The following is a 14,735-nucleotide window of genomic DNA, read 5'->3' on the forward strand; positions in this document are numbered from 1 at the left end:
TAATGGCAGTCACTAAAGAACAAAAAGCACAGATCGTTAACAAGTTTAAAACTGCAGGCCTTGATACTGGTTCAGCGCAAGTACAAGTTGCTTTGATCACAGCACGTATCAACGACCTTACAGTTCACTTCACAACTCACAAAAAAGACTTTCACGGTCGCCGTGGTCTTGTGACTTTGGTTAACCAACGTCGTAAGCTTTTGGATTACTTGCACCGCAAAGATGTAGCGGCTTATCAAACTCTTATCAAAGAACTTGATATCCGTAAGTAATCTCATCTTAAATAAGATAACTAGAAGGGGCGTAATAGCCCCTTCGAATTTTAAAAAACAGGAAGCCAGCTGAGAAATCCCGCTGACTTCGCCAATAGCAAGATAGCTATTGGTATATACTCCGACGAAGTCGGAGTGCTCACAAGTCGGAATGATTTTTGAGATGGCTTCCACAAACGGATGGCGAAAACGAATTTTCGCTAAATAAGGAGATTTAATGAAAACGACTGTAACTACTTCTGTAGGTGGAAAACAGATCACAATCGAAGCAGGCCGTATGGCAAAACAAGCTGACGGATCAGTGCTTGTTTCTAGCGGTAACAACATGGTTATCGTAACTGCGGTATCTAGTAAAAAACAATCTGAGCTGGATTTCTTCCCTCTTACGGTTGAATACATCGAAAAATTCTATGCGACTGGTAAAATTCCAGGTGGTTACTTCAAGCGTGAAGCTAAACCAACAAACGACGCGGTTCTTATTGCTCGTTTGATCGACCGTCCAATCCGTCCTTCATTCCCAGAAGGCTACCGCTATGAAACTCAAATTGTAGCGACTGTTCTTTCTGCAGACGGTTCTTTCCCTCTAGAGATCTTGGCAAGCCTTGGTGCTTCTGCGGCTCTTCACGTATCTAACATTCCATTCAACGGTCCAACTGCAGCAGTTCAAATCGCTCGCGTTGATGGCCAGTTCATCGCCAACCCAACTCCACAACAAATGGAAAAATCCGACATGGATATGATCGTTGCGGGAACTCGCAATGGTTTGTTGATGGTTGAAGGTGAGACGAAATTCATCTCTGAAGCAGACGCTTTGGCAGCATTGAAATTCGGTCACCAGGCTTTGATGCCTCTTTTGAACGCGCAAGACGAATTGCGTGAAAAAATGGGCTCTGTTGCAAAACGTGCGTTCACTCCGCCAGCAGTTGATGCTGAGTTCAAAGCTTCTGCTGAAGCTTTCTTGCAGCCTAAAATTGCTGCTGCTCTTGCGATCAAAGAAAAACAAGATCGTTATGCAGCTTCTGCAACTGCAGCAGCTGACGCTGAAAAAACTCTTTTGGCAGCAATCACTGACAAAGAGCTTTTGAAGCAACGTAAAAAAGATTTGAATACTGTTATCGAAGATCTTAAGTACAAAGAAGCTCGTTCGATGATCTTGGATCGCAAAGTTCGTATCGACGGTCGTAATACGACAACTGTACGTCCTATCGCGAATGAAGTTGGTATCTTGCCGCGCGCTCACGGTTCTGGTCTTTTCACTCGTGGTGAAACACAAGTTTTGGGAACTGTGACTTTGGGTACAGGTGACGATGAGCAAATGGTTGATTCATTGTTGGGTATGCAAAAACGCAAGTTCATGCTTCACTACAACTTCCCTCCATACTCTGTAGGTGAAGTGGGTCGTATGAGCGGAACTTCCCGTCGTGAAATCGGTCACGGAAACCTGGCTGAGCGTGCTTTGAAAGCAGTTCTTCCAGACTTCGAAAAATTCCCATACACAATCCGCGTAGTATCTGAAGTTTTGGAGTCCAACGGTTCTTCTTCAATGGGTACTGTTTGTTCTGGTTTGATGGCTCTTCTGGATGCTGGTGTACCTGTTAAAGGTAACGTTGCCGGTGTAGCAATGGGTCTTATCAAAGAAGGCGACCGCGTAGCTGTATTGACTGACATCCTGGGTGATGAAGATCACTTGGGTGACATGGACTTTAAAGTTGCTGGTACTGCTCAAGGTATCACAGCGGTTCAAATGGATATCAAAATTGACTCTGTTTCTTTCGAAGTTATGGAACAAGCGTTGTCTCAAGCAAAAGACGGCCGTATCCATATCTTGAACGAAATGGAAAAAGTGATGAAAACTCCTCGTGGTCAAATTTCCGAATTTGCTCCACGTATCGAGACTATCAAAATCCGTCCAGACAAAATCCGTGAAGTTATCGGTTCTGGTGGTAAAGTTATTCGCGGTATCACTGAAGCTACTGGCGTTAAGATCGAAATCGAAGACGATGGTACAATCCACGTTGCATCTGCTGATCCAGAAGCAACTAAGCGTGCATTGGCTATGATCAACGACATTATCGCTGAAGCTGAAGTTGGTAAAACATATAAAGGCCGCGTAGTAAAAATCGCTGAGTTCGGTGCTTTCGTTGAAATCCTTCCGAACACTCAAGGTTTGCTACACATCTCTGAGATCTCTAACGAGCGCGTTCGCGCCGTGACTGATGTTCTTAAAGAAGGCGAAACTATCGACGTGAAAGTTCTTGAAGTAGACCGCGCAGGTCGCGTGAAACTTTCTCGCAAAGCCTTACTTCAGTAAGGCTCGTGACGCTAAAGCTTCAGCGGACTTGTCCGCCGTAGCCTTGGCGAAGGCGGATGGGGAACTATATTGGCTAATCTGTTCAAAAAATCTGAACTAGCAAACGGGATCCGAGTGATGAGCGAGTTTCATCCAGGGTCCCGTGCCGTTTCTATCGGTATCTGGGTTTTGACGGGGACTCGTGACGAGACTCCAGCCATTGCCGGAATGTCTCATTTGCTTGAGCATTTGGTTTTCAAAGGCACTAAAACCCGCAATACCTATCAAATCGCAAAATCTTTGGAATCTGTGGGGGGAGAGCTCAATGCTTACACCACACGTGAGTACACGTGTTACCACGCTCTTGTTTTGAAAGATCATTGGGAAAAGGCTTTGGACGTTTTGTCTGACCTGGTTTCCAATATGGATCTGGTTAAAAAGGAATTCGCTTTGGAAAAAGGCGTGATTCTTCAAGAGATTGCGATGTCCGAGGACTCCCATGAGGACGTTATCTATGACGTTCTTTATGACGAAGCTTACGGCAAGCATCCCCTGGGGCGCCCCATCTTGGGAACGCCGGCTTCCATCGCTTTGATGAAGCAAAACCAGGTGATGGATTATTATAAGAAAAACTACACCGGTAAAAACATCATCGTCAGTGCAGCAGGCTGCCTGGATCACGATGACTTCATGGCGGGAGTGCAAAAGCACCTGGGTAAAAAGAAAAAATCCACGCTTAAAAACACTCGCAAGAAGCCGAGCTGGTTGCGCCGCCGTCGCGTGATGGAGAAGCAATCTGAACAGGTGCACATGCTTTTGGGACTGCCTACGGCGAGTTTCCGTGATCAATACCGCTTTGAGGCGGTGATTGCGAACACTTTGCTTGGTGGGGGAATGACCTCGAAGCTTTACCAAAGTGTGCGTGAAAAGCGCGGCTTGGTTTATTCCATTTTTTCGAGCTTAAACACGAACATTGATTCCGGGATGCTGAATATTTACGCGGCTTCCGAATTGAAAAGTGTGAAAAAGGTCGCAGACCTGGTTGCGCGGGAATTTCAGAAGTTGCGCACCAAGGGTGCGACTCGCGCCGACGTGGAAATGTTTAAGACCCAGGTTAAAGGTTCTATTTTGCTGGGCTCCGACGACATTGAAAATCGCATGACTTCTTTGGCGGTCAATGAAATGGTGTTTGGCGAATACAGATCGGTCGAATCGGTCATTGAGGAAATCAATCAAGTCACAGTGGATACTGTGAATGACTACATCCGCAATGAACTTAAGACTGATAAAACATCCGGCGTATTGCTGGGCACTGGTGTTGAGGAGCTCAAAGACTGGTGGGAGGGGTTTGAACTATGAATAAAGTAAACGTAAAAATTAAGACTCTTGAAAACTTCAAAGGTGAGCTTCCTGCATATCAATCTGCAGGGGCTTCTGGTGTTGATGTTCGTGCGCAACTTGACGGTCCGGTTGTATTGGAACCGGGTCAGCGTGCGATGATCCCAACTGGTTTGAGCTTCGAGATCCCAATGGGTTTTGAAATTCAAGCTCGTCCGCGCAGTGGCTGGGCGGCAAAAAACGGTCTGACTGTTTTGAACACGCCGGGGACGATCGATGCTGATTATCGTGGTGAAGTAAAAATCATCGTGATCAATCTGGGTGATGCTGCTGTCACTATCGGCGATCAAGAGCGCTGTGCTCAATTGGTTGTCGCTCCGGTTTACCAGGCGAATTTCGTAATGGCTCACGAACTGACTGAAACAGAACGTGGCGCTGGCGGCTTCGGCTCTACAGGCCGCGCTTAGTATCTCGTAAAAGGTACGGACTTACTTTCGCCAAGAATAAAAAACCATGGTTTCATAGACCATGGTTTTTTTATTTCGTGGATAAGATAATTTCATTGGTTGATGTGGTGATTGACGCAGGTTTTCTTGGTAGCGCGGAACACAAGTGAAAACGACAAATTTGGACGCGGTTGTTTGGCGGAGTTTTAAGTTGCAATAGTCAGTGGAGTGCGGAACGCTTGAGCGCATCTATAAGGAGTTTTCTATGAATAAATTGATGGTTACTTTGAGTGTGTTGTTGGTGGCTTCGTTCGCTCAGGCTGCAGATACCAAAGTGGGTTTCGTGGATATGCCAAAAGCGGTTCAAGCGACGGCAGCTGGTAAAAAAGCGAAGGCCGAGCTAGAGGCAGAATTCACGAAAAAGAAAAAAGACATCGAAAAGAAGGAAGCTGAACTTAAGAAAATGGGCGACGAGATTCAAAAGAAAAAAGCTGTTCTTTCCGAAGATGCTTTGGGTAAAAAACAGGCCGAATTCCAAGGCGAAATGATGAAGTACCGTGAGGAAGTTCAAAAAAGCCAAATGGATCTGCAAAAGAAACAAGGCGAGTTGACGGCGCCAATTGTAGAGAAAATGAAAACAGTCGTGGCAAAAATCGCCAAGGAAAAAGGTTATACTTTGGTGATGGAAAACAACAACGGCGTTTTGTTTTCAACCCCTGATTCGGATTTGACTGAAGAAGTTGTTAAAGCTGTAGATAAGCTTTAATTTTTTCAAGCAATGATCCTTGTGATATGGGGATAAAAAAAAGGCTGTGTTTTGATGACACAGCCTTTTTTATTTTTTGGACAAAGTGTGTCCGTACCTTTTTGCGTACCTTTTTGGCTGATTACATCCGGGCGACTTCTATGCGGTTGTAAAGCCACAGGAAGAACACGATCGCAAACAGGACAGTCACCAGGCGCAAAGCTCGGCGTTTTTCCAATTGGAAGTTTTCAGTCAGACCCACTGCCAGCAGCAAAGTTGTGAAGGCAAAGCCCACCAGCGTCAGCGGTGGAATCAATTCGGATCCTGCCTGGAAGATAAAAAACGGAATGTTAGCGAACAGGATCAAGGTGAAGATCAGGCGCAATGAGCAGGTTCTTTTCTCGAAAACCTGGAAGTAATAATAAATAAATACAGCACCCAGCCAAGTCATTACCAATGCCACAAACGGGGCGAAGATGATGCCTGCCCCGATGCGGTAGATGTTCGGTGGAACCAAACCAGATATCACTCCAGAGATCATCGAGACCACAGCCAGTGTGATCAAAAGTGTCGACCACTTCCAATCAGGCAGAGTTTTGATCTTCTGAATTGGGTGGCGAAGGTAATCAATAATATAATTGAATACTTCTTTAGCGGTTTGTAGGTGCGGGGTTTGATTTGGTGTTACGTCGCGGTAGTCGCTCATTTTGCTATTGCATCACGACCAAGTTCGGTTAGCAAGTGGTATCGCCTTCGCGCAGATCCATTTCCGCCAAAACTTGGGCGCGTTCCAAAAGCAACCGTGCGTTTTGCAGTTGGGTTTGCTTCACGGCTCCAAGGCAACTTAGCGAAGGTAGCTGGCGACCGAACAAAAGCAGGCGATGAAGATCGTAAGCCCATTTTACAAAGAAGCTACCTTTTGAAGAAGGCAGAGTCTTCAGTGTTTCCTGTGGGACGAAGGGGGCGCTTAAGGAGTTTATATCTTTGCTGCCAGCATCTGCTATTTCCGTGATGGAAATCAGACATTCGGGTTTCAGTTCGCGCAGCACCGGCTCCAGTTCTCTTAAGGAATAGGAATCTAACACCAGGTGAAAGTGTCTTTTGGCGGCATTCTGGGATTTCAGAAACTCGGTTAAACGGGTTTGTCGCAGAAGCGAGTCACTCCAGGGCAAGCGCAGATGATAGACTTCATATCCATGTTCCGCCAGGTAGGACGGATACAGGTTCCAGTAGTTGGAGAAGTAGAAAAAACTGCGGGGACCGGTGACGAATAAAAGCGGCCAGCGGGTTAAAAGGCAGTTGGGCTGCAGGGCAGAGTCATAGTGTTGTCGGGAGCGGGCTTTGTTGGTCCAAATGGCCAAAGCGACTAGAAAACCAAAAAGACTAAGAAGTAGGGCGAGTGTATCCACCCGCCCAGTATTGCGAATTAAAGAGAAGTGTTCAAGCGAAACGCGAAATCAAAGGAGTCTTTATCAGAAGGTTTATTTACCAAGGCTGTGCGGGCGCTGCCTTCGATCCCGACAGAGATGTATTTGCTGACTTGTGCGAACACACCGCTGGAAACCACAACCGCAGGAGTTGTTTCGTCCACATTTAAATCCTTTGTGGAGTTCGCATACTTCATCATGCGGGCAGAAAGACCGCTGCTGATGGAGTAGTTCCAAAGACCTTCGATTTGATTCGTATAGCCCACTTTGCCTTCAAGCTCACGCAGAGAGAATTCCTCGTTGATGGAGTCGTTGGAGCCGTAGTTGCGGAAAATAACTTCACCATAGACGTTGCGGGAGCTAAGATCGCGCCCGGCAGAAAGTTGAATCCCTGTCGTGCGACGGTTGAAGTTTTCACCTTCTGTAGATACGTTTGTAAAGCCATTCACGTAACCAATACCGATGTGGGATTGGGGACCGTTTGTGTCCTTCTTGATTTGCTCGTAAGAGGATTTCTTTTGGCTGAGCTCGTTGACCAACTCGTCATAGCCGACCTCCTGGTAGTCAGAAGCACTAGCGGCGGCCCAGACTATAGTTGAGGAGCAAATTGTAAAAAGGGATACAAATGCGAACTGGAACGATTTTAGTTTAGTCATAAGGTCATTCTAGCAAGGGTTTGTCATTTATCAAAAAATGATCTTTCAATCTAGACCACCTCTTTGGCAGACTGAATATATGTTTTCTTTATTCAAATCCAAACACAACTGCTACTGCGCCTTTTGTAAGACTCCCCGTAATATTTATCGCAAGAAGAATATCGGAGTGATGAACATCATCGCAGCAGCCATGGCTTCCATTGTGGTCATGTTCGCAATCTGGCAGGAGTACGATCCTCGTGTGATGATCGCCTTTGTGGTGTGTCTGGCAATTTCGGAAGTGTTTGTGCAGATTCGCTGGCGCTTGTCGGTGGTATGTCGTACTTGCGGGTTTGATCCGATTCTTTATGTTAAAGATCCGACCGCTGCCGCGGATAAAGTGAAAGTGCAATTGGACGTGCGTAAGCAGGATCCAAAGTACTTGCTGACCAAACCTCTGAATCTGCCAACCATTACACCAAAAAAAGCCGAAGCTTTGGAAAACAAGGGTAAAGGTAAGCTGGTTTCTCGTTCTATTTAAAAAACTGAAGTTTAAGGCCTTCCCAGATGCGGCGCGTTTGTTGCCAGTCAAAGAGCTTTGTGCCAATTTAGGGACATGAAAACTCTGATCGTAATTCCTACGTACAATGAAAAAGAAAATGTGCAGACCATTGTGCCTGCAGTGTTTGCTCAAAACTTGGGCGTTGATATTCTAGTTGTGGACGACAACTCTCCAGATGGCACAGGTGCCATTGTTCGCGAAATGCAAAAGTCCATGCCGAATCTTCACTTGTTGTCCCGTCCTGGTAAACAGGGTTTGGGAAAAGCCTACATCGCTGGATTCCGTTGGGGTATCGATCAGGGTTATGAAATCATCACCGAAATGGATGCGGATTTCTCCCATCGTCCACAGGACTTGGGACCTCTTTTGGCTAAGCTTAAAGACAATGATTTTGCAGTGGGTTCACGCTATGTCGCAGGCGGAAGTACTGTGAATTGGGGTCTGATACGCAAAATTATTTCTCGCGGTGGCGGGATTTATTCCAGATTGATTTTGGGTTTCCCATTGAACGACTGGACAGGTGGTTTCAACGCCTGGAAGAAAGAAGTTCTATTGGGCATTGATCTTTCAACCGTGGGAAGCAATGGCTACAGTTTTCAAATTGAATTGAAATACAAAGCTTTGAAAAAAGGCTTCAAGGGAGCCGAGTCTCCGATCGTTTTTGAAGATCGTCGCGTGGGTCAAAGCAAAATGTCTTTGAAGATTGTTCTTGAGGCATTCTGGCGTGTTTGGCTTATTCGCTTTAAGTAAGCGTTTTAATTTTACAGGCAAGCGAATTGGGGCAGCATTGCTTGCCGCTTTGCTTTTCTTTCCGGGTATAGTGCTGGCTCAGGCACAGCGGGGAACTGTCGTTGCCGACGAAGCACAGGTTTACAAAGATCCTGACTTCGATGCCCCGGTAATGACGGTGCTTAAGCAAGGTCAAGTGATGGCCATCTCCAAGGGCAAGAAGGGACCTTTTTATAAGGTTCGCTTAAAGCCCGGAGTGACGGGTTGGATTTCCGATGCCGAGATTCGCCCGGGAGTTATCGACAAGCAACAGTTGCAAGAGGATTCCGAGAATCCCGATGAGGCCGAGTACTCAGGTAATAAACCCTTCTTTGCCTCTCGCTATCGGGGGCTGTCTTTAAACTTTATTGATTATGCTGAAGACACCATGGGTGGTCGCAGGAATGCGCAGACCTCTTTTTTGGGTTTGAGCTTTCATGGTTACAACACTTTGTTTTCCGGCGACATCTACACCGAAACCAATATTCTTTTTCACTCAGGCGCACCTTCGTATTACAAGGACTACACCGGAAATGAAGGCAGCGGTTACATCGTTATTTTGAATTTCCTGTTTCAAACGGTTCTACCGAAGGGCAAAGATTTTTTGTTCTTCTATGGCTTCGGTCCCATGCTGAAGTATTCGCATTTTGAATTAAGACTGCCAGGCGTGGTGGATCCGTTCTCTGCCGATGACATGACTTTGGGTGTTTTATTCAATGCCGGTATCTCTTACCGCATTAAACGAGTCTCTATCCGTCCCGATATTAAGTTCTACTGGGAAAAGGAAAGTTACTTTGGCTACGGAATTACTGCGGGCCTGGATTTTTAGAGGTAACAGTTACCTTTTTGTATCGCTCCGCAACACAAATCATTGTTGGTGGCGGTTTGGACGCGGGTGGGTTACAAGCCATCCATGCTTAAAACATTTGTTCTTTCTGGATTATTCGCGGTCATTTTTTCCTCCTTCGCTTTTGCAGGCGACTTGAACGCGGCATTTGATTCCCTGAAAAATTTGGGCACTAATTTCGAGCCAGATGGAGCTGTCTGCGAAGAGCTTGAAAAGGTGCGTTTGGGACAAATTTATCCTGCAGATAAATTCTTGATTTCGGGGGATATCGAATACAGCACAGGCAAGGAAACCATTGGGGAGCTGGATACGGTTGTGATCGACCGCTCTACCGGTAAAGTGGTTCTTTTGGGTGAAGTGAAGTGCTGGAAAAACATGGAAGACGGTCTGATGAAGGCGAAGTCGCAAATGTTGCGCTTTTTCTGGAACCTTGAGAAGCACCCTAACTCCTTGCGGTTTACGTCTTACGGCGACACGAATATCACAGCGGCTCAGGTTCCGTTAAATACGCCTTTTTACACCGTGGGCCCCCAAGGATCTGTGGCACAGGGGGCGACTTTTGAGTTGAATTTGACGCTTAAGGAAACCCAACATTTGCGTATGATGCTGTTAAAATGTCAGCAAAATGGCGAATGCCCAAGTCCGCAATACTAGTTTGATTTAATTGCGTCTGTAGGGCATGGTTTTGCCCATGTCTATTCAAGTATTATCCCCGGAAGTAGTCGATCAGATCGCCGCTGGCGAAGTGGTCGAGCGTCCCGCTCATCTTGTAAAAGAACTCGTTGAAAATTCCATTGATGCTGGCGCCACGCGCGTGCATGTCGAGTTCTTTGATGGTGGACGTATCGTGAAAGTGATCGACAACGGTAAAGGCATGTCGCCGGAAGATTTGCCGAAAGCCTTGGATCGTTTTGCGACTAGTAAAATTTCAAAATCCGATGATCTGTGGAGTTTGAAAACCTTCGGTTTCCGCGGGGAGGCCCTGGCGAGTATTTCCTCGGTCAGTAAAATGACCCTGACGACTCGTCGTAAGGGTGATGAGCAAGCATACCAGTTGATTAGCGAATACGGAAAAAAACAACCGATCGAACGTGTGGGTGGTTCTCAAGGCACGACGGTGCTGATGGAAAACTTGTTCGAGAACATGCCGGCACGTTTGAAGTTTTTGAAATCAGATGCGGCTGAACACACGGCGATCAAAACCACGCTGAAGGCGATGGCCCTGGCTCATCATGATGTGGAATTCCGCATTCAGGAAAACAGCAAGCTTGTGAATTTCTGGACCGCGTGTAAAGACCGCAAAGAGCGCGCAGAACAAATTTTGGAAATCAAACCTCTGTTTGTCGGCGAAGCTTCGCGCGAATACGTCAAAGCCTACGCGGTGTTTGCGGATCCTCACAATGTTGCTAAAACAGCTAAGAACATCTGGTTGTTTGCACAGAACCGTTGGGTTCAGGATCGCAGTCTGCAAGCGGCGGTGAATGAAGCTTATCGCAGTCTTTTGATGCACGGGGAATTCCCAATTGCCGCGGTTTGGGTCGAAACAGATCCCGAATACATCGACGTCAATATTCATCCTACAAAATCCCAGGTTAAGTTTCATGACCCGTCACTGGCATTCCGTGCGGTGGCCGGTGCTTTGCGCGGAACTTTGGAAAAAGCTCCGTGGATTCAGCAAAGCGGCCAGCTGCGCTCGCAAGCCCAATTTGGTGAAGCGGGTGGTACGGTTGATTATTCTGATCCTGCTGCGACTTATTCTTCCGCCAAAGGTTTGCCAAACTTTGCAGCTGCACCAGTTGAGATGCCCAAAGAAAATCTGGCATTCAATGATTCCACTTTTAAAACGACGCAGTTTCAAAAGAAAGATTTCAACTTTCCAGCCTCATCCGTACAGCAGAATAAAACCAGCTATCAGACTTTGATGGATGCGGCAGAATCCCGCCAGAATTTTTCCAATCAAAATCCTGATATGGAAGAAACGCAATCGACCCCTATTTCCAACGAGACAGTGGCTCCGGTCAGTGGCGGCTATTGGTCTTCACTGGAAGTTTTGGGTCAGGCGAATTTGACTTACATCGTGACTCAGCATCGCGACAAAATGGTCTTCGTCGATCAACACGCGGCCCACGAAAGAGTTGCGTATGAAAAACTGATGAACGCCTGGAAGGGCGGAAAGATCGACATTCAAGACTTCTTGTTCCCGCTGGCGATTGATATGTCGCCGGAAAAAGTCGAAGGACTTTTGTTGCTGGCTAAAGACATCGAACGTCTGGGAGTTTTCATCGAGCCCTTGGGGCCGGGAACTGTCGGCGTGAAAGCGGCGCCTTTATTTATTAAAGAATCCATCTTGGGCAAAGTTCTGGATCGCATGGCGACTGAAGTTGTCGATCAGGGTGGCAGTTACTCTTTGGAAAGAGCCGTCGGCGACATCTGTGCAACGATGGCCTGCCACTCGGTGGTGCGCGCAGGCCAGGCTTTAAGCATTGATCAAATGAAAAATCTTTTGCGTGAAATGGATCATTTCCCACTTTCGAGCTTCTGTCCTCATGGTCGTCCTGTCAGTGTGGAATATCCTTTCTATAAGCTTGAAAAGGATTTCGGGCGAATCGTGTGATGAAGAAAACCAAGCCCGTTATTTTTGTTGTCGGTTCCACGGCCACTGGTAAAAGCGAGTGGGCGCTGAAACTTGCGCAGGAATTCAAGGGCGTCATCATCAACTGTGATTCGGTTCAGTGTTATTCTCACGTGCAGATCGGGGCGGCAAAGCCCACACCTGAAGAGCTGCAATTGGTTCCGCATTATCTTGTAAGCTATGTCACACCTCCTGAAGAAAGCACCGCTGGCAGTTACTGCCGCGATTTTTCGGAAGTCATGGAAAAGATCCCTGACGGTACTCCGGTGTTTGTTGTGGGTGGGACGGGCTTTTACTTCATGGCGATTGAAAAAGGCATGTATCCCGTGACCGAAGTTTCAGAGGAAATGAAAGCTCAGGTTGAGCGCGAGATGTCGCTACCCGAGGGGCCTGCGAAACTTTATGCCGAATTGACTCAGGTGGATCCCGAATACGCAGCTAAAATCAATATCGCCGATCACTATCGCATTGGACGTGGAATCGAATTGATTCGCACTCAAGGCAAAGGTGTCACGCAAATTCAAAAAGAATTTGATGAACAGAAAACGCCTTTCGCTTATCCACTTCTAAAAATCGGACCCGAGTGGGATCGTGAGGTGCTGCGCGAACGCATCGCTTTGCGCTCTCACAAGATGCTGAAAGACGGGCTGGTGGATGAGGTTGAAAAACTTCTAGACCTGGGTCTGGATAAGTGGGCTCCATTAAGCAGCGTGGGCTATAAAGAAACGATTGAATTTGTTCGCGGGCATATCAACGAAGATCAACTTTTAGAGCAAATTACGACAAATACTCGCCAGCTCGCCAAGCGCCAAAAAACCTGGTTCCAAAGGGACAAGGATATTCATTGGTTTGATGGGGCTCGCGGATACAATGAGGCGAGGGCCGTGGTCGAGAAATTTCTGAACTCTTTGACCACAATTACCCCTGCCGACAAGAATGGATCTATATGAAAAGCATGACAGGTTATGGCACCGCAAAAGTTCAATCCAAAGACGTCAGTGTTGAAGTCAGCATTCGTTCTGTGAACGGTCGTTTTTTGGAAACTCGCTTTCATTTGCCGCGTGAATTCGTGGCATTGGAAGGGGAGCTTAAGAAAATTCTGGGGGCGACTTTGTCGCGCGGAACTGTCGATGTTTTTGTTTCCCGCAAAGTCAAAGCGACAGCGTCGGGTAAAGCACAAATGACAGTGAACGATGCGCTGGTTAAGAAATATGTGACAGCATACAAGCACCTCGCAAAAGAAATGGGTATCAGCTACCAGGTCCACCTGGAATCCATGGCGCGTTTGCCGGATGTGATCAAACTTGAAGAAAGTTATGAGCTGTTCACGGGCGAGGATAAAGTTCTTAAAAAAGCTTTTTCAGAAGCCTGCAGTAACTGCGATAAAGAGCGTTCCCGTGAAGGAAAGGCTTTGCGCAAGGATTTGGAAAAACTTTTGTCGTCCCTGGAAAAGGAAATCAAAGTGATCACGGCTCTTCGTGAAGAGGCCAATGCGCAACTTCAGGATAAGTACGAAACCAAGATTCGCTCCCGTTTAAAGGGCAACGAAATTGATCCAGCCCGCTTGTCCCAGGAAATCGTGATTCAGCTGGAAAAAGCCGATATTAACGAAGAACTGACGCGCCTAAGTGAACATATCAAAAACTATCGCCAATTAATCGCTTCTCAGCAGACCGAGGGTAAGAAACTTGATTTTTACACTCAGGAATTGCTGCGTGAGGTGAATACGATCGGTTCAAAGTCTCAGGTAGCCAAGATTACTCAAAGCGTGGTAGAAGCGAAAACCCTTATCGAAAGATTAAGAGAACAGGTTCAAAACGTTCAATAGTATGAAAACGCGTATGATTATTGTCGCTGCCCCCAGCGGCGCAGGAAAAAGTAGTTTTGTAGCTAGAGCGATTGAGGAAATTCCTCAGCTCGTGGACATTATTACGTTCACTACGCGTAACATCCGCAAGGGTGAAAAAAACGGCCTGCAGTACCATTTCATCTCTCACGATGAGTTCAAAGCCAAAATCGAACAGGGGTTCTTTGTGGAGTGGGCGAAAGTTCACACCAACTTTTATGGAACGTCCTATGAGTCCCTGGAGTCCACGTGGGCGGCAGGGAAGTGTGCGATCATGGATATCGATATCCAGGGGGTTTTGACCTTCAAATCCAAGTATCCAGACGCTAAAACCGTCTTTATTTTGCCTCCATCGATTGACGAATTGCGTCGCAGAATTGAGAAAAGAGACGGGGGGATGCCAGCGGATATCGAAGTTCGCATGGCCAATGCCGAGAAAGAAATCGCCGAAGCCTCTAAGTTTGACTTTCAGATCGTCAACGACAACTTCGAGCAATCCTACGCCGAATTTAAGAAAATCATTGAAAAGTTACTGGGTTAAGGGTAATTTCCTCCTTTGAATTCATGAATTAATTGCGCCCGGAGGCATTAAATGGCTCGTGTAACCGTTGAAGATTGCTTGGAAAAAGTTCCTAACAGATTTGCTCTTGTATTGATGGTTGCTAAAAGAGCGAAGCAGCTTCTAAAAGGTGCTGAAGCGACTGTTTCCACTCGCAGCAACAAATACATCGTTTCTGCTCTTCGTGAAGTAGCTATCGGTAACGTTGGTTACGAAGTGGCGATGGACCCTAAAGACGCTTTACTTCAAATCGAAAAAGACTTGAATAAATAGTCTAGGACCAAGGTCCTAAGTTCCTAAAAATACTAATAAATTTTAAGTATTAAGCGAATCTATTTGGAGACGCCTCTTCTTCTCAGGTAAACTGA

17 protein-coding genes are annotated in these 14,735 nt (G+C 46.6%); 14 read left to right on the forward strand and 3 right to left on the reverse strand.

Annotated features, from left to right (window positions below; translation table 11 throughout):
- The first annotated feature begins 2 nt into the window (after positions 1 to 2).
- From rpsO to ACLVWU_RS07265, 5 genes are all read left to right on the forward strand, one after another.
- Positions 3 to 272 (forward strand): 30S ribosomal protein S15, encoded by a 270-nt coding sequence (gene rpsO, locus ACLVWU_RS07245; RefSeq protein ID WP_413578321.1) that lies wholly within the window; start codon positions 3 to 5, stop codon positions 270 to 272.
- A gap of 217 nt (positions 273 to 489) precedes the next feature.
- Entirely contained in the window at positions 490 to 2,583 is a 2,094-nt protein-coding gene (gene pnp, locus ACLVWU_RS07250) for a polyribonucleotide nucleotidyltransferase (RefSeq protein WP_413578322.1), read from the forward strand.
- A gap of 117 nt (positions 2,584 to 2,700) precedes the next feature.
- Positions 2,701 to 3,921 carry a M16 family metallopeptidase gene (locus tag ACLVWU_RS07255; protein WP_413578323.1) on the forward strand — a complete coding sequence of 407 codons (1,221 nt, stop codon included), beginning with the start codon at positions 2,701 to 2,703 and terminating at the stop codon, positions 3,919 to 3,921.
- Positions 3,918 to 4,367, forward strand: a complete 450-nt coding sequence (gene dut, locus ACLVWU_RS07260) for a dUTP diphosphatase (RefSeq protein WP_413578324.1) — start codon at positions 3,918 to 3,920, stop codon at positions 4,365 to 4,367. The genes ACLVWU_RS07255 and dut overlap by 4 nt, the downstream gene beginning before the upstream one ends.
- A 244-nt stretch (positions 4,368 to 4,611) precedes the next feature.
- On the forward strand, positions 4,612 to 5,112 hold the full coding sequence (locus tag ACLVWU_RS07265; protein ID WP_413578325.1) for an OmpH family outer membrane protein: 501 nt from the start codon (positions 4,612 to 4,614) through the stop codon (positions 5,110 to 5,112).
- Between the two features lie 121 nt (positions 5,113 to 5,233).
- On the opposite strand, the gene ACLVWU_RS07270 is transcribed toward ACLVWU_RS07265, so the two are convergent.
- The 3 genes from ACLVWU_RS07270 to ACLVWU_RS07280 are packed head-to-tail and all read right to left on the reverse strand — an operon-like array spanning position 5,234 to position 7,174.
- Positions 5,234 to 5,797 carry a YIP1 family protein gene (locus ACLVWU_RS07270; protein WP_413578326.1) on the reverse strand — a complete coding sequence of 188 codons (564 nt, stop codon included), beginning with the start codon at positions 5,795 to 5,797 and terminating at the stop codon, positions 5,234 to 5,236.
- A gap of 28 nt (positions 5,798 to 5,825) precedes the next feature.
- Positions 5,826 to 6,500: a hypothetical protein gene (locus ACLVWU_RS07275; protein ID WP_413578327.1), complete on the reverse strand. Its 675-nt coding sequence runs from the start codon at positions 6,498 to 6,500 to the stop codon at positions 5,826 to 5,828.
- 17 nt (positions 6,501 to 6,517) lie between these two features.
- Positions 6,518 to 7,174 carry a hypothetical protein gene (locus ACLVWU_RS07280; protein WP_413578328.1) on the reverse strand — a complete coding sequence of 219 codons (657 nt, stop codon included), beginning with the start codon at positions 7,172 to 7,174 and terminating at the stop codon, positions 6,518 to 6,520.
- A 79-nt stretch (positions 7,175 to 7,253) separates the two neighbouring features.
- Between ACLVWU_RS07280 and ACLVWU_RS07285 the strand changes: the two genes are divergently transcribed.
- The 9 genes from ACLVWU_RS07285 to rpoZ all read left to right on the forward strand — a co-directional run bounded on the left by ACLVWU_RS07285 (position 7,254) and on the right by rpoZ (position 14,640).
- On the forward strand, positions 7,254 to 7,694 hold the full coding sequence (locus ACLVWU_RS07285; RefSeq protein WP_413578329.1) for a hypothetical protein: 441 nt from the start codon (positions 7,254 to 7,256) through the stop codon (positions 7,692 to 7,694).
- A gap of 75 nt (positions 7,695 to 7,769) precedes the next feature.
- The gene (locus tag ACLVWU_RS07290; RefSeq protein ID WP_413578330.1) at positions 7,770 to 8,465 is read left to right on the forward strand and encodes a polyprenol monophosphomannose synthase; all 696 of its coding nucleotides are present in this window, start codon (positions 7,770 to 7,772) and stop codon (positions 8,463 to 8,465) included.
- Positions 8,440 to 9,312: an SH3 domain-containing protein gene (locus ACLVWU_RS07295; protein WP_413578331.1), complete on the forward strand. Its 873-nt coding sequence runs from the start codon at positions 8,440 to 8,442 to the stop codon at positions 9,310 to 9,312. The genes ACLVWU_RS07290 and ACLVWU_RS07295 overlap by 26 nt, the downstream gene beginning before the upstream one ends.
- 84 nt (positions 9,313 to 9,396) lie before the next feature.
- Entirely contained in the window at positions 9,397 to 9,984 is a 588-nt protein-coding gene (locus ACLVWU_RS07300; protein WP_413578332.1) for a hypothetical protein, read from the forward strand.
- A gap of 37 nt (positions 9,985 to 10,021) precedes the next feature.
- Entirely contained in the window at positions 10,022 to 11,944 is a 1,923-nt protein-coding gene (mutL, locus tag ACLVWU_RS07305; protein ID WP_413578333.1) for a DNA mismatch repair endonuclease MutL, read from the forward strand.
- Positions 11,944 to 12,912, forward strand: coding sequence for a tRNA (adenosine(37)-N6)-dimethylallyltransferase MiaA (gene miaA / locus ACLVWU_RS07310; RefSeq protein ID WP_413578773.1), 969 nt, complete (start codon positions 11,944 to 11,946; stop codon positions 12,910 to 12,912). The genes mutL and miaA overlap by 1 nt, the downstream gene beginning before the upstream one ends.
- Complete coding sequence (locus tag ACLVWU_RS07315) at positions 12,909 to 13,790, forward strand: YicC/YloC family endoribonuclease (protein ID WP_413578334.1); 882 nt, start codon at positions 12,909 to 12,911, stop codon at positions 13,788 to 13,790. The genes miaA and ACLVWU_RS07315 overlap by 4 nt, the downstream gene beginning before the upstream one ends.
- 13 nt (positions 13,791 to 13,803) lie before the next feature.
- Complete coding sequence (gene gmk, locus ACLVWU_RS07320; RefSeq protein ID WP_413578335.1) at positions 13,804 to 14,349, forward strand: guanylate kinase; 546 nt, start codon at positions 13,804 to 13,806, stop codon at positions 14,347 to 14,349.
- A 51-nt stretch (positions 14,350 to 14,400) separates the two neighbouring features.
- Positions 14,401 to 14,640 (forward strand): DNA-directed RNA polymerase subunit omega, encoded by a 240-nt coding sequence (gene rpoZ / locus ACLVWU_RS07325; RefSeq protein WP_088614336.1) that lies wholly within the window; start codon positions 14,401 to 14,403, stop codon positions 14,638 to 14,640.
- The last annotated feature ends 95 nt before the right edge of the window (positions 14,641 to 14,735 follow it).

It is taken from the genome of Bdellovibrio sp. HCB290 (assembly GCF_047305925.1).
In the GTDB taxonomy this organism is placed as follows: domain Bacteria; phylum Bdellovibrionota; class Bdellovibrionia; order Bdellovibrionales; family Bdellovibrionaceae; genus Bdellovibrio.